The organism is Halomonas sp. SpR8 (assembly GCF_031010195.1).
In the GTDB taxonomy this organism is placed as follows: Bacteria; Pseudomonadota; Gammaproteobacteria; order Pseudomonadales; family Halomonadaceae; genus Vreelandella.
This window is the reverse complement of the sequence record NZ_JAUAMC010000007.1, coordinates 160,431-175,219: the sequence shown is the minus strand read 5'-3', so window position 1 is coordinate 175,219 and position 14,789 is coordinate 160,431. Positions and strand designations below refer to the sequence as shown.

At 52.0% G+C, this 14,789-nt stretch carries 14 protein-coding genes and 1 pseudogene; 7 read left to right on the top strand and 8 right to left on the bottom strand.

Annotated features, from left to right (window positions below; genetic code table 11):
• Nucleotides 1–135: 135 nt before the first annotated feature.
• The 4 genes from ltrA to QT230_RS14950 all read right to left on the bottom strand — a co-directional run bounded on the left by ltrA (nt 136) and on the right by QT230_RS14950 (nt 3,883).
• Complete coding sequence (ltrA, locus tag QT230_RS14960) at nt 136–1,386, bottom strand: group II intron reverse transcriptase/maturase (RefSeq protein WP_308322775.1); 1,251 nt, start codon at nt 1,384–1,386, stop codon at nt 136–138.
• A gap of 637 nt (nt 1,387–2,023) precedes the next feature.
• Nucleotides 2,024–2,758, bottom strand: a complete 735-nt coding sequence (locus QT230_RS14955; RefSeq protein ID WP_308322774.1) for a hypothetical protein — start codon at nt 2,756–2,758, stop codon at nt 2,024–2,026.
• A gap of 85 nt (nt 2,759–2,843) precedes the next feature.
• Nucleotides 2,844–3,110: an HNH endonuclease gene (locus QT230_RS20885; protein ID WP_374694472.1), complete on the bottom strand. Its 267-nt coding sequence runs from the start codon at nt 3,108–3,110 to the stop codon at nt 2,844–2,846.
• Nucleotides 3,107–3,883 (bottom strand): hypothetical protein, encoded by a 777-nt coding sequence (locus tag QT230_RS14950; RefSeq protein ID WP_308322773.1) that lies wholly within the window; start codon nt 3,881–3,883, stop codon nt 3,107–3,109. The genes QT230_RS20885 and QT230_RS14950 overlap by 4 nt, the downstream gene beginning before the upstream one ends.
• Between QT230_RS14950 and QT230_RS14945 the strand changes: the two are divergent.
• A pseudogene (locus QT230_RS14945) lies at nt 3,883–4,996 on the top strand (IS110 family transposase). The gene QT230_RS14950 and the pseudogene QT230_RS14945 overlap by 1 nt on opposite strands.
• A 500-nt stretch (nt 4,997–5,496) precedes the next feature.
• Here QT230_RS14945 and QT230_RS14940 read toward each other — a convergent pair.
• From QT230_RS14940 to QT230_RS14930, 3 genes are all read right to left on the bottom strand, one after another.
• Nucleotides 5,497–5,862, bottom strand: coding sequence for a cupin domain-containing protein (locus tag QT230_RS14940; RefSeq protein ID WP_308322772.1), 366 nt, complete (start codon nt 5,860–5,862; stop codon nt 5,497–5,499).
• A 147-nt stretch (nt 5,863–6,009) separates the two neighbouring features.
• Nucleotides 6,010–6,465, bottom strand: a complete 456-nt coding sequence (locus QT230_RS14935) for a GNAT family N-acetyltransferase (protein WP_308322891.1) — start codon at nt 6,463–6,465, stop codon at nt 6,010–6,012.
• Between the two features lie 126 nt (nt 6,466–6,591).
• Nucleotides 6,592–6,984: a hypothetical protein gene (locus tag QT230_RS14930; RefSeq protein ID WP_308322771.1), complete on the bottom strand. Its 393-nt coding sequence runs from the start codon at nt 6,982–6,984 to the stop codon at nt 6,592–6,594.
• A 428-nt stretch (nt 6,985–7,412) separates the two neighbouring features.
• Between QT230_RS14930 and QT230_RS20880 the strand changes: the two genes are divergently transcribed.
• Together QT230_RS20880 and QT230_RS14925 are read left to right on the top strand one after the other, a co-directional pair.
• A complete protein-coding gene (locus QT230_RS20880; RefSeq protein ID WP_374694471.1) occupies nt 7,413–7,514 on the top strand; it encodes a hypothetical protein in 102 nt (33 codons plus the stop codon).
• Between the two features lie 599 nt (nt 7,515–8,113).
• Nucleotides 8,114–9,427 carry a hypothetical protein gene (locus QT230_RS14925; protein ID WP_308322770.1) on the top strand — a complete coding sequence of 438 codons (1,314 nt, stop codon included), beginning with the start codon at nt 8,114–8,116 and terminating at the stop codon, nt 9,425–9,427.
• 8 nt (nt 9,428–9,435) lie between these two features.
• On the opposite strand, the gene QT230_RS14920 is transcribed toward QT230_RS14925, so the two are convergent.
• Entirely contained in the window at nt 9,436–9,957 is a 522-nt protein-coding gene (locus QT230_RS14920) for a zinc ribbon-containing protein (RefSeq protein WP_308322769.1), read from the bottom strand.
• 161 nt (nt 9,958–10,118) lie between these two features.
• Here QT230_RS14920 and leuS point away from each other — a divergent pair, with 161 nt between their 5' ends.
• The 4 genes from leuS to QT230_RS14900 all read left to right on the top strand — a co-directional run bounded on the left by leuS (nt 10,119) and on the right by QT230_RS14900 (nt 14,779).
• Nucleotides 10,119–12,704 (top strand): leucine--tRNA ligase, encoded by a 2,586-nt coding sequence (leuS, locus tag QT230_RS14915; RefSeq protein WP_308322768.1) that lies wholly within the window; start codon nt 10,119–10,121, stop codon nt 12,702–12,704.
• Nucleotides 12,701–13,195 carry a hypothetical protein gene (locus QT230_RS14910; protein WP_308322767.1) on the top strand — a complete coding sequence of 165 codons (495 nt, stop codon included), beginning with the start codon at nt 12,701–12,703 and terminating at the stop codon, nt 13,193–13,195. Before leuS ends, QT230_RS14910 begins: the two co-directional genes overlap by 4 nt.
• Nucleotides 13,192–14,274 carry a DNA polymerase III subunit delta gene (holA, locus tag QT230_RS14905; RefSeq protein WP_308322766.1) on the top strand — a complete coding sequence of 361 codons (1,083 nt, stop codon included), beginning with the start codon at nt 13,192–13,194 and terminating at the stop codon, nt 14,272–14,274. Before QT230_RS14910 ends, holA begins: the two co-directional genes overlap by 4 nt.
• A 106-nt stretch (nt 14,275–14,380) precedes the next feature.
• A complete protein-coding gene (locus QT230_RS14900; protein WP_308322765.1) occupies nt 14,381–14,779 on the top strand; it encodes a PA2779 family protein in 399 nt (132 codons plus the stop codon).
• The last annotated feature ends 10 nt before the right edge of the window (nt 14,780–14,789 follow it).

Sequence of the window (14,789 nt, the reverse complement as noted above, 5' to 3'; positions counted from 1 at the left end):
GCTGACCACTCCTCGTCTGTTTTCTCGATCCTACCAAAACTTAGCCGTCAGCGGGGTTGGTGAGTAGACCAAGGGAATTTCACCCTCGGCCTCTCGCAGAACGGTGCGTGAACCTCTCGACTCACACCGCTCCCATCAAGCAAAGTCACCCACCATGCCTCGCTGCCAATGTACGAACAGGGAAGGTCGGGTCTTAGCCAGTGTTTTTAAAAGCTGACTCGCCCGCATCTTCCGACCTTTCAGGCGCTTGAACTTCTTCATCGCCCATGCCACCAGCGTCCGGTTGAAATGTCGCAGCACCGGGTACATGGCGGAGGGATAGAACCTTCCATAGTACGCCAGCCACCCCCGAAGAATCGGGTTATGTAGTCGCGATATATCGGCCAGACTCAGGTTGGAACGATTGCGATAGTTCAATCTCCGGGTCGTTTGCCGCATGGATTTCATAGCCGCTTGGCTGACCGCCGGCGTGAAGTTCACAAACATGCTGTTTCGTTTGCGGTTCTTAACCAGCCGTGGCCTGAAGGTATACCCAAGAAAATCGAACTGCGTGTTCGGGTACTGCCTTCTCCGTTTTCCATCCTTGCAGTAGGCAATCTTGGTCTTCACCGGATGCATTTCCAGGCCGCATTCCCCTAACCGCTTTTCCAACGCGGCCCTAACAGCCAGGGCCTCATGTTCGGTTCGACAATGCACCAGTCCATCATCTGCATACCGGCACCAAGGTGCCCCCGGAAACATTCTCCCCATCCAGAGATCAAAAGCATAATGCATGAACAGGTTAGCCAACAGCGGGCTGACCACGCCCCCTTGGGGAGTTCCCCGAGATCGAACTTCCTGGGTTCCATCCACCAATTGCATGGGGGCCGTTAGCCAGCGCTCTATGTATAGACTCGCCCATTCACAGTGCACATGCTTTCGAAGAGCCTTCCGCAGCAACTCATGGTCTATGTTGTCAAACAGGCCTTTGATGTCGAACTCAAGAACCCAGTCGTATCGCCAGCATCGCTCACGTGTGATTCCTACTGCATCCAGCGCCGATTTTCCGGGCCGGTAACCGTAAGAGTCGGGGGCGAATCTGGATTCGATGGCAGGTTCAATCTCCCGTTTGACCACCATTTGAGCCACACGATCAGCGACGGTGGGAATACCCAAGATGCGCTCTCCACCGCTCTTTTTAGGGATGGCCACAGCTTTAACAGCAGGAGGGAAATAGCTACCTGACGACATCCGATTCCAGATCTTATACAGATTACTGCTCAGATCTGCCTCGAAATCGGCAAGCGACTGTCGATCCACGCCCGCTGCGCCCGCATTGGCCTTCACTGCCTTATAGGCGTTGTACACTGACCACTTATCAATGGCGTATGACTTTGTTGCACTCATCCGTCTCCTCCTGTGTCCAGTTGGACGCACAATGCAACCACTTGATCCGGGCCCTTCGCTCCAGCCGCATTACCAGCCTTCATCGCTACTACAACCCAGTCCGTCCCAGTGCTCCGCATCGGTACTCTCGCCTCGTGGTTTTAGCCACTTGTGCTTCTCCCTTATCATCGGAACGACTGGTTCCCGCAGTTCCGCACAAAAGCCTGAATCAGATTCACGCCCCCTATACGCCGGCTGCCGCTTGTCCAGTAATCAGGTATCCGACAAGCTTGTCCCAGAAGGTAGAAACGCCCCTGGTTTTGAAAGCGGGTCTCTGAATAACGACGCGTCATCGAGGGTTCACTTGCGTTCGTCTCTCTAATCCACACCTGCCCAAGATCGTCTCTCGCGGCTTTGACCCCAACGCTCACTACCCTGGCTCTTTACCAGCGCAGCTTGGGGTGGTTTGAAGCCTACTCCTGAAAGTCGACTTCGAAGGGCCCGCCTTCATCTTTCATGCAGCTTATACACAGAAGAGCTTGCCAAGAATCTCCTGCTCTTCCGTGTGCCTACGGCACACTTTCTACAGCCTCAACGCCTCAATAACCGGCGCAGCTTTGCTGCGTCCGGCGCCGCAGGCGCATAGTTGATTGACTTGTTAGAAGGTGTTTTTGATTAACCAATTTGCCCCCTCGATTAGCTCATTAACCTGCTCTTGAGTTGGTTCAGAATCTTTTTTATGTGAGCAAATGTTTCTAATATCGGCAAGGTAAGTAACCTTCCTCCATGTTGGAGTATCAAATATTCCTTCCGATTTAAGTGGATCGCTTAGATCACTGATTGTAGGGTTTTTCTTTCGAAGTTTGATCCCGTGATTATCTGCCAACTTCTGGAGGTGATGTTCAATAATTACACCTGTAAGTGCCCCTGCTGCTCGCAAGCTGATTTTTGATAATTTCTTTGCAGTTTCTAGCTCCGCATCTTGTATTTCTGAAAGAAGCTCAGTGTCGATATTAGCTAGAACAGAATCAACGCGACTCGATAGAGCATTTAGAATAGTTAATTGATTAAAAACATTCTGTAGAGCTTGTGATCGCGTATCAAAACCAGGAATTCTATGTGCTGCAGGAGCAACACCTTTTAAAAAATCTTGAATGACATAAGTTCCATACCCAAGGCTTTTTCTCTTCGAATCAATTTCGTAGTAAGATTTGAACTCTTGGTATCGATCTGGAGCAAGAACCTGTACCACCCTTAAAGACTTGGTATACCAAGTCTGATAGTCATATGGAAAGTTCTGTTTTTCATCTTCTTTTTGGAAGGCTTGCGCAAGTTCTACACCCTCTTGGTATAGATCCTTCACTTCCTTCGCGATAGATTCTTTAGTATCCATTCTTACCTTCTAACGCAGAGCTTTGCGGCAATTTTGGAGGCGCGAAGCGGTGTAAAAATTGTCCGACAACAGCGTATTGTTAAATTTAATCATAGAGATACCAAGACTGATACCTATTAGAAGTAATGGCATTTCCTGCTCTTTTTTCTTTTTGGTTACATTCTTTACAGAGCAGTTGGACATTTGATACGTCATTTAACCCGTGTTTAGCTAGCGGAACTATATGATCGTAATTTTCCTGATTGTCCAGATTAAGGGTCCCTGAAAGGTCTTTATCACACAGGACACAACGCCCACGATCTCTAAAATATACAGCTCTTTTAACCCAGCTCGGTATGGTGGTTCGTTTCAAGACACCAGGTCGGGAAAACAGAGAATCTTGCTCTTCTGGGGTTCTATGTCGACTTGCCGCTCAAGCTCGCCTGCCATCATCTGGTTAAAAATCATCAGAAGGCTTCTGTTCTGAAAAAGAACGTGAAAAACCTCTTTAACCGTTTGCTGAACTAACATTTCATAGTCGCCGCTTAGGCGGAGTTCGCCCATGTAGTCATACACATCATCCTCAGAGGCATCTAAAAACGACTTTCCGACACTCTCTAAATGAGACTCAAAACTCAAGCATTCAATGTCATGAAACTCGAATGCTTGCTCAATTGGCAACCTCTGCGGTTTCATGTCATTTATCGCCGAAGGTATATCTTTGAACTTTTCGATCAGCTCCCTCCGATCCTCTAACCCTACATTCGATGCTTCTTCATAGTAGATATCCTCTACTATGAACTCGATAAACTCATGGAATACCGAATATTTTTGAAACGGGGAAACCAAATAAAATATTCGCTCGTCACAATAAAAATTGTTCAGATTTCGTATATAAGAAAACTGATCGTGGAGTACGTTTCTCACCACGTTACAGAAGTAGCAGGTTTCATAGAAACGAGCTTCGAGCACTGGCTCTCCTTGAGAATTTAACGCTGCCAGCACGCGCAGCTTTGTAGTGAAGGCGTAGCCGCAACGAAAAAGCTGTCGCTGTGCCTGGCCTTGATACTCATTGAGCCTTCTCCCCCAGCTCAGCCGTTTGGCTAAGCTGAAAAGGCGACCAAACCCTAACAGGAGAAGACTCAATGAACTTTTACAATAGCACTCATCGCCACTACTGTGGCATTGATCTTCATGCCCGTAGCCTGTATGTCTGCATCATGGATCAGCAGGGTGAAACCCTTCTGCATAAAGAGATTCCTGCCAAACCAGAGCCCCTGCTGCGTCTGATCGAACTCTACCTGGACGATCTGGTCATCGGGGTTGAATGCATGCACTGCTGGTACTGGATCGCCGATTTCTGTGAAGATCAGGGCATTGCTTTCATTCTCGGTCATGCCCTTTATATGACAAATTCTTCCCGAAAGAATTTGGATAGCTTCAGCTAGCCCGAAGGGAAAAGTACAGGACGTACTTTTCAACGTCATTCATGGCGGTAAAACCAAGAATGACCGCGTGGATTCTTACAAGATCGCCGCGCTTATTCGAGGCGGTAACTTTCCCCTCGCTTATGTCTACCCTCGCAGCATGCGAGCAACGCGGGATTTACTCCGTCGTCGTACTGGACTCGTTCGTCACGGCGCTGATCTCCAAGCCCATGTTGTCAACACCACGAGTCAGTACAATCTGCCGCCCAACAAGGTCAATTTGAAAAATGTCAGTGCCCGAGAGCAGTTAGGCAGAACCTTTGATGACCCGCTCGTTCAGCGCAATATCGATCTAGATATGGCCGTTTTAGAGTGCTACCACCGGGAACTAAGCTAGGTGGAATGGCTATTGGAAAAGCAGGCCAAAAAGCATCAGCCAACCTACTACCACTTATTAAAAACCATTCCCGGCGTTGGCCGTATTCTGGCTCTCACTATTCTGTATGAAGTGGGTGATATTCGACGCTTTGAATCTGTCCAGAAGTTTGCCTCCTATTCCCGGCTGATTAAGTGCAAAGCCGAATCGGCCGGTAAGACCTATGGCACCCAGGGCAACAAGATTGGTAATGCCCATCTGAAGTGGGCTTTTTCTGAGGCTGCTGTGCTTTATCTGCGCGGCAATCCTGGTGCACAAAAGCTGTTGCAACGCTTCCAGAAACGCATGAGTAAAGCCAAGGCTCTATCGGCTTTGGCTCACAAGCTGGGGCGTGCGGTCTATTTCATGTTAAAGAACGAAAAGGTGTTTGATGAACAACGCTTTTTAACGAGTTAGTCACGCAGCAGGATGATGATCAATGTCTAACTGGATCATCACGGAGTGTTCTGAAACCGGGTGTCTGCTGACTGATCTTAAGATCTGAACCCCGACTTCTACACCCAACTCGAAGCCCGTCGCTTTGATTATCCATCCTGCTGGCGTGCACCAATACCCCGAGCGAGTGGGCTTACACCGGCGCTGAACCTGAAACTAACTGGGACTGTAACCCGCTGTTTGAATAGGACAGATGCCGGTTAGCCGATGAATGTCTAGTGCCCCAGACCCATCTGCAAGGAGCAACCCGGTTTGGCAGTGGTGAACCACCACGTTAAGAGAGCCTCAATAGGCGATCGAAGGAAGTACCCTTGCGGTATTTTTGCTGTAAGCCACTCACAGCCAACGATGACAGATGAAGTAGGATCACTGGCTCAGGGACTTGATGTTGGCCGCTGACGCGGCCAATAAAAAACACTGCGGCCTATTGACAGAGAGAAGGCTCATAGGTGTTAACTGATTTAGATCCAAACGTCATTCTCTGCTGTTTGGCTACCAGTCTGGTCGCCAGTATTCACGACGCCACGTGGCTCGATAAGCAAAACCTTTGCTTCATGTTCCGCATAAGGCTTGTGTTCGATACCCTTTGGAACCACGTACATTTCGCCTTCAGACAGATCTACATACCCATCTCTGAAATCGATTCTGAGACAGCCCTCAAGCACTATGAAAGTTTCATCCGTGTCTTTGTGGTCATGCCAAACAAACTCGCCCTGGATTTTAACGACCTTAAACTGGTAATCGTTCATCTCAGCGATGACCTTCGGTGACCATTGCTCATCAAACAGGCCGAGCTTGTTTTTGAAATTTACCGCCTGATAGCTCATGTGAACTCCTTTTCTGTGACAGTTAATGCCTTAGACGTGAGGCACGCAATACAACGCTTCAGCATACCACCCTAACCACTAAACCCAACGCCTAGTAAAAATGCCACGCGTGTCGAAACACTCTTGAACCATTTGTTAGCAGGCAACCTACAGCGTGAGTTTGAACCCTTCATGCGTTGCTTTGAATCCGAGTTTTTCATAAAACCTGATTGCATCAGGACGCTGCTTATCACTTGTTAACTGAACTATTGTACAGCCTTTATTTTTTGCCAAGCTGATAGCGTGTTCGAACATTTTCTCTCCAAAGCCCTGACCGCGATAATCACTATGAATTCGGACGCCTTCAATGAGGCAACGCCAACTACCTTTGTGTGTGAGATAAGGAATAAACGTAATTTGAAGCATTCCAACTAACGAACTCCCCAGTTCAACGACTAACAGCTCGTTGTTTGGGTCGCGCTCAATTGCTTCAAATGCAGCAATGTATGCACTATTCAGTGGAATGGTTGAATCTTCTCTTTGGCTACCAAGAGGATCTTTTGACAGCAAAGTTACAAGACTTTCCAAGTCTTCTGATTTAGCCGAACGATACTTTAACTCCATTGAAAGATCCTTCTTGCTTCTGACTGCTAACGCCAATGTTAAGCGGCGACCTTGGAATGGTGCCAAAGGCGCCATGGAAAGCGCGTCCGGTGGAGGCCGAAGGCCGGAACGTACTTGAACGACTTGTTACGTTTTGAGTGTGGCACGGAGTTCCTCAGCTGTGTAGGCGAGAGACTCTTGGCCATAGCGCGGTGAAGCCAAGACATCGACGATTTGTAGGCTCGAAGAACCCAACCAGGCAGCACCCAGGAAATTACTCATCGGTACAAACACAGGGGACAGCCCTCTTTGGTTCAAATTTTCGGCGAACACTTCTGCTTTCTCTGCTGACGACCAAACGGGAAGATCCCTGCCACCCTCCGCTGGTAGGGCATATAGCGATTGGCCTGCCATTAGCACCCAAACACCGTCTTGCTCCTGAGCAGACGTGATAAATTCGCGATCACCGATGATTTCTACATTCATCCAATTACTCGATGCCTTGTCGACGACGAAACGTAGCAGCTTATTAGTGCGCATGCGCGTTTCCCTGGAAAGCCCAGCTTCACCAGCAACCTACAATCCGTTGATAATAATAAAAATTACCAATCCTCATGCTTGAGCTTGCTAGAAAAATGCGCATGCGCGTTATCATTCTAAGTCATCTTTACAAATTGCGCATAAACGCACAAATGAGCTCATCAACTCCTTGTTATTTATGTATTTTATAAAACAGCACGTGCAAAATTAAGCAAATTCCCATACCAGGAATACGGAAAAACATGCATTGCAGATTTAAAACCCTCAATACAGCATAATTAAGGGTTTAACTAAATGGCTAGCAGCCCCTTCCTTAATGAGATTCGCACCTCCGTCCGTGTTCGTGGGATGAGCATCCGAACCGAGAAACATACATTTTCTGAATACGTTTTTTTATTCGGTACAACAATTGTCGCCACCCCAGTGAGATGGAAGCAACTGAAGTAGTACGTTTTCTGGGCTACCTCGCCACCGAACGCAATGTGGCAGTTAACACCCAGTGCATAGCGTTGAGTGCGCTAGCTTATTAACCAATTTCTCAAGCAGCCATTAGGTGATCTTGAATTCAATTATGCCTCTAAACCACAGCGTTTACCTGAAGCGCTCATGGCGGCTGAAGTCGCTAATATCCTTAAGGAGATGACCGGTAGAGATAAACTGATTTTTTCACTTCTGTACGGTTCTGGGCTGCGAATTACTGAGTGCCTGCGCTTAAGGGGGTGAAAGATATCGACTTCTCTCGTGGGTCAATCACAGTGAGGGACGGTAAAGAATCGAAAGATCGCAGGCTTAACAAGCCCTCTTGATGCTATAACTTAATTACTAGGCCGTTACTCTAGCCACGCTACCGCCACGGCACATTTGGATTACGTTAAAAACGCGCCAATTGCGACCGTGTTTGGCTCATTGATCATACCTCATTCATAAATTTGGCTTAGGTCTCGTGATAATGCAAGAAAGCGTTGGGGCCAACCGTTTGTTGGCTGCTGATCTGATGCCGCTGTGTAGTACTTCGCGGGTGCTTCACTCGTTACCACGCGCTACGAAAACCACTCGATCATTACCTGCCTACCGCTGGCCTTCTTCTGCAAATCCTATTAGCCTGCTAATTCACTATTAAGGGTTTGGCATGCAAGAGACGACTTCTCGGCAGCGCTTGGCGGGCGTGTTGATTCTGCTTGGTTTGATCGCACAAATTATTGGCTTTACCGGCTGGTTGAGCACTGCCCATGCGGTGAGCTATTTGCTGTGGGCGGCGGTTGTGTTGCTTTGGCGGGACATTCCTCGCCGCTCGCGCATTCAGGCGGGCGTGCTGATTGCGCTGGGTGTGGGCATGCTGCTGGTGGCGCGGTTTGTGTATGGCGCTGAGGTGGATTGGCCCGCTATGTTGCAAGGGAATATCTTTGTAGCGGCGATGCTGGTGGGCGTTAGCTTTATCTCGCTGATTGGTAAGCAAGGTAATAAGGGCGCGACGGGAAGCCGAGTGACTGGGGCGGGCGGTATTTTGCGTACCTGGTTGGGGGTGCACTTCCTGGGCACGATTTTGAATCTCTCTACCGTGTTTATGGTCGGCGATAAGCTTGCTCGGCGCGGGCCATTGACGACGCCGCAGCTGTTAGCACTTAACCGGGGGCTGAGTAGCGCGGCGCTGTGGTCGCCATTTTTTGCCTCGATGGGCGTGGTGATCGCGCTGGTGCCCGAGGTTGAGTATGCGCAAATTGCCGTGGTGGGCTTTCCCATGGCGATGCTGTCAGGGCTGTTAACCACGCTGGAGCTAAGGCGGCGGTTTGATCTCAGCGAGGTGGATGGTTACTCACTGGCACCGCGTAGCCTGTTAATGCCCGTGGGTATGGCAGCGCTGGTGATGCTATTTCACTTTGTGCTCACCCCTGCTCTTACCATTGTTAGCATTATCACTTTTCTGCTACCCAGCGTTGCACTGCTGAGCAACCTGCCCCATGGGCCCCAATTTCCCCTTCGGCGCATTCGTCAGCACACCACTACGCGTCTACCCGCCATGCGCGGGGAGATTTCGCTATTTTTGGCGGCAGGCTTGTTAACCATTGGCCTTTCGACGCTGGTCACGGCGGCGGCTGGCAGCGATTGGACGCTATTCACCCGCTTTGGCGCGCCACAGGCGATGATCAGCTTTGCGGGGATTACGCTTAGCGCGCTGGCAGGCCTGCACCCGATTATTGGCGTCTCGGTGCTGGCGTCGATGCTAAATTTGCAGGGCGGCGAACAGACCGTGTTTGCGTTTGTGGCATTAACGTCTTGGGCGGTGGGCACCAGCGTGGGACCGCTTTCGGGAATTAATCTTTCGCTGCAAGGGCGTTACGGCGTGAGCGGTTATCGCATGATGAAAAATAATCTGCTCTACGCGGCGATAATGAGCCTGCTTTCGCTGGGGGCGATCGCAGGCGTCAGTTATTTGGCCGGTTAAGCAGCGTCTTACGTCTCGATGATTTTGCTGGGGAAGCGGTAGAAGTAGCGATGGCCACACTGGTGACAGGGTTCCAGGCGGGCCACGGATGGCAGCATTACCTGGGCATCGCAGTGGGTACAGGCCATTAAACCGGGTGCGGCCATTTCGCCTTCGCAGTAGTCGGCGCGGGCGGCTTCTAAATCATCTTCAAAGCGTTCGCGCTCGACCACGCTGCGGTCGGCAATCGACAGCAGTGACTCGGCTACGCGGCGAGAAAGGCCGTCAATATCAATGCCCAACCAGCTGGCGACCTGCTTGCCAGTGTCTGCCATGAAGTAGCGCATGTCTTTAAGGTCGCGCTCTACCCAGGCGCGTAGCAGGGCTAGCTCGTCTTTGGTGTACTCTTCTAACTCCGCTTCAAACTCCACCGCGTCGTCCAGATCCTTCTGTAAGTTTTCCCAGGTTAGCTCGTTAGCGCCCCCCTGCATCCGCTCTAACAAGCGTTCGTAGCCTTCGCGTAGGCGATTGTCATTCTGTTGTTCACTCATGATGCCTCTCCTTTTGTCGACGCGTGCGGTTACCTATCATCGGCTTACCGTTCAAGGATACACCTGCATAGGATACAATCGACCTCACTTATCTGACAGATGTCATCTCACATTCACTTTGCGCCCCTTTTGGGCGAATACGCCAAGGCATTAATAAACCGATGGACGCACACTACAGCCCTCGTGAAATCGAACGCGACGCCCAGCAGTACTGGGACAAACATCAGTGCTTCAAAGCCGTAGAGGACGCGAACCGCGAGAAGTTTTACTGCCTCTCCATGTTCCCCTACCCCAGCGGCAAGCTGCACATGGGCCACGTGCGTAATTACACTATCGGTGACGTTGTGTCTCGTTACCAGCGCATGCAGGGTAAAAATGTCATGCAGCCCATGGGTTGGGATGCGTTTGGTATGCCCGCAGAAAACGCCGCCATCCAGAACCAAGTGCCGCCCGCCAAGTGGACCTACCAAAACATCGATTACATGCGCAATCAGTTGAAGGCGCTGGGCTTTGCCTACGACTGGAGCCGTGAATTTGCCACCTGCGATACCAGCTACTACCGCTGGGAACAGTGGTTCTTCACCAAGCTGGTGGAAAAAGGCCTGGTGTACAAGAAGATGTCGACGGTCAACTGGGATCCGGTCGATCAGACGGTACTCGCCAATGAGCAGGTTATCGAGGGCCGCGGCTGGCGCTCCGGTGCGCTGGTTGAGCGTAAAGAGATCCCGCTGTGGTTCTTGAAGATTACCGACTACGCCGATGAACTGCTCGCCGATCTGGATAAAGTAGAGTGGCCGGAGCAGGTCAAAACCATGCAGCGCAACTGGATTGGCAAATCCCGCGGCGTCGAGATGACCTTTGATGTTAAAGACGCTGATGGCCAAGCCAATGAACCGCTAGCGGTTTATACCACCCGCCCGGATACACTGTTGGGTGTGACCTATGTGGCCGTTGCCGCTGGCCACCCGCTGGCCAAGCAGGCAGCCGAACAGAATAGCGATCTGGCTGCATTCTGCGATGAGTGTGCTAAAGGTGGTACCACTGAAGCCGAAATGGCCACCAAAGAGAAGAAAGGCATGCTCACCGGGCATAGGGCGGTTCACCCGCTGACCGGCGATGAAGTGCCCGTTTACGTAGCTAACTTCGTGCTGATGGAGTTTGGTACCGGTGCGGTCATGGCGGTGCCCGGCCATGACCAGCGCGACTGGGAGTTTGCCACTAAGTACGGCATACCGATTAAAGCAGTCATTGCCGACGAGAGCGGCCAGCCTGCGGATATTTCCGAAGCTGCCTACGCCGAATACGGCACGGTAGTCAATTCCGGTGAATTCGATGGCCTGGGCTTTGAGCAAGCCTTTGACGCCATTGCTGCAAAGCTTGCGGAACTTGGCCGTGGCGAAGTCAAAACTAACTTCCGCCTGCGGGACTGGGGTGTTGCCCGTCAGCGCTACTGGGGCGCACCGATTCCGGTCAAATACGGCCCGGAAGGTCAAACCGTACCGCTCACCGATGACGAGCTGCCGGTATCGCTGCCCATGGAAGTCACCGTGGATGCCTCCGGCTCGCCGCTGAAAAAGATGCCCGCCTTCTCTGACCTGGGCGACGGCTGGACCCGCGAAACCGACACCTTCGACACCTTTATGGAGTCCTCCTGGTACTACGCGCGCTTCTGCTGTGCCGACAATACCGAGGCCATGCTGGATGAGCGCGCCAACTACTGGCTGCCGGTGGATCTCTATATTGGCGGTATCGAGCACGCCATTCTGCATCTGCTGTATGCGCGCTTCTTCCACAAGCTGATGCGCGACTTCGGTTTGGTGGATTCCGACGAGCCGTTCCAGCAGCTGCTGACCCAAGGCATGGTGATCGCCGAAACCTTCTACCGCTCTACCGATAACGGCGGCAAGCAGTGGTTTAACCCGGCTGATGTAGAAGTGAAGCGCGACGAGAAAGGCCGCCCGCTCAGCGCCATTCTGATGAGCGACGGCGAGCCGGTGGAAATGGGCGGCATCGAGAAGATGTCTAAATCGAAAAACAACGGCGTTGACCCTCAGTCGATGATCGACAAGTTCGGCGCTGATACCGTGCGCCTGTTTATGATGTTTGCCGCCCCGCCCGAGCAGTCGCTGGAGTGGTCGGATTCTGGCGTTGAAGGCGCCCACCGCTTCTTGAAGCGCCTGTGGCGTCAGGTTAACGAGCATTTGGCAGCCGGTACGCCGGGCACGCTAACTATCGATGCGCTCAACGACGACCAAAAAGCGCTGCGTCGGAAAACTCACGAGACGATCAAGAAAGCCAGCGACGATATTGGCCGCCGCACTACCTTCAATACTGCCATTGCCGCGGTGATGGAGCTCTCTAACGCGATTGGTAAGTTTGAAGATACTTCCGAGCTTGGTCTCGCCGTAAGCCGTGAAGCGTTGGAAGCCTGTGTACTACTGCTTTCGCCGATTACGCCGCATCTGTGCCACAGCCTGTGGGAAGCGCTTGGCCACTCGGGCCCCGCAATTGAAGCACCCTGGCCAGCTCTTGATGAAACCGCCCTTACCCGCGACAGCATTGAGCTGGTGGTGCAGGTAAACGGTAAGCTGCGCGCCCGCCTTGAGGTGCCTTCAAGCGCCGATAAAGCGACTATCGAAAAACTCGCCATGGAGCACGAAAACGTTCAACGGTTCCTTGAAGGTAACACCGTGCGTAAAGTGATCGTGGTGCCCGGCAAATTGGTCAACATTGTGGTGAGCGGATGAATCGTCGCAAGTTTCTTACCCTAAGCATCGCCGCCTCCGCGGCGGTGCTACTCAGCGGCTGTGGTTTTCAGCTACGGGGCAGCGAATCGCTGCCTACGCTGCCCACTCTCTCCTTAGAGGGCGATACCAATAGCGCCGTAGCCCAGCGGGTCGCAGCGCGTCTTCAACAGCTTGGCACCCAGGTTGAGGCCGGTGCACCTTGGCGGGTGACGTTGGGAACACCATCGTTAGCGGAACGCCAGCTAGGCGGCGATGGCCGCGCCAGTCGGGAGCATGAGCTCACCCTAAGAACCTCGCTTTCAGTGCAGGAGCGCGCCTCTAATGCTTATCACATCAATAACGCAACGGTATCGACGAGCACGCGCATTCGAGTCAACGATGACGACCTGCTCAACCGCGAAACGCTGATGATGGAAGCCGAACAAACGCTGGCGCGTCAGCTCTCTCAACGCATTATCGAGCGCCTCACTTACGTTGAGGGCATGCAGTGAAGGTATTTGCTGATCAGCTACCCGCTGCGTTGGCAAAAAAGCTTCCTCGCGTGGTGATCGTGGCGGGCGACGAGCCCTTGCAGCATCGCGATGCCTGCGATGCGGTAAGGGCCGCCGCTCGACAATCGGGTGTTGAAGAGCGCGAAGTGCTGGATGTTGAGCCCAACTTCGCCTGGGGCCGCTTGATGGAAATGTCCAGCAACCTATCGCTGTTCGCGACCAGTAAGCTGCTGGAGCTGCGGCTGGGTAATCACAAGCTCGGCCAGGAAGGAAGCAAAGCGCTGGCGCAGTATGCCGAGACGCTGGATAACAGCGATGATGTCCTGCTCATCAGTATGGGCAAGCTCGACGCCAAGCAGCAAAAAGCCGCTTGGTTTAAAACACTCGATAAGCATGGTCTGTTTGTACCGGTCTGGCCTGTCGATGCTTCCCGTTTGGGTTACTGGCTACGCGACCGCGCTTCGCTGCACGGTTTGCAAATTGAGTTGGATGCGGCCCGCCTGCTGGGCGAGCGCACCGAAGGCAACTTACTAGCCGCCGATCAGGAGCTGCAAAAGCTGGCGCTGATTCATCCTCAAGGCACGCGCCTTAACGTAGAGAGCATTGCCCAAGGGGTCGAAGACAGCACACGCTTTGATGTTTTCAACCTGGCCGATGCCTGCTTAAAAGGCGAACCCAGCCGCGCTTCACGCATTGTTAATGGCCTGCGTAGTGAAGGCGTTGAAGCGCCAATTGTGCTGTGGGCACTGACCCGTGAACTGCGCACGCTACTTTCGCTGCACCAGCATCTTGATCAAGGGCAGAGCTTTGAACACGCTTGCAAAGGCCAAAAGCCGATGATTTTTGATAAGCGCCGCCCGGCCTATCAAAAGGCCATCAGCCGTTTGCCTATGAAGCGCCTGCATAAGCTGCTGTTAATGGCGCAACGGCTTGATTTAGCCGTCAAGGGAGCAGCAGCGGTACCGCTGTGGCCAGGGTTACACGATTTGGCCATGACCATGGCCGGGGGACGCGGGTTACTCTCAGAGAGCGCCTGGACTTATCGCATTAGTACTTATCGCATTAGTGCAAATAATTAGCACTTTGCATATTGGGCTTAAAAATCACTTCAATAGTTTCTATACTGTTGATTCAAGCCATAAAAAAAGCTTGTCCCCACCCGACTAGTCTATAAGGAAGAAGACGATGAAAACATTGCGTGCTTACCTCTCTACCCTGCTCATTGCGGCACTCGTTATTACCAGCCTACCCGTTGCTGCCGCCCCCGCTGCACCTCAGTCAATGGATTTAGTCTCTACCCAATCTGTTTTGGCAGGTGATCGTGCGGGCGCTGACCGTGAACGTATCAACGAAATTCTGGCCCGCGCCGATGTGCAAGATCAGCTGCTAAAACAGGGTGTTGACTTGGACGAAGTCGATGCCCGTGTTGCCGCACTTAGCGATGCTGAAGCACAGCAGATGGCCGAGCAGCTTGAGCAACTGCCTGCCGGTGCTGGCGTTGTAGGCGCTTTATTCGCCGTTTTCATCATTTTGTTAGTCACCGACATTCTCGGTCTAACCGACGTTTATCCGTTCACTCGTTAATAGGCAACAC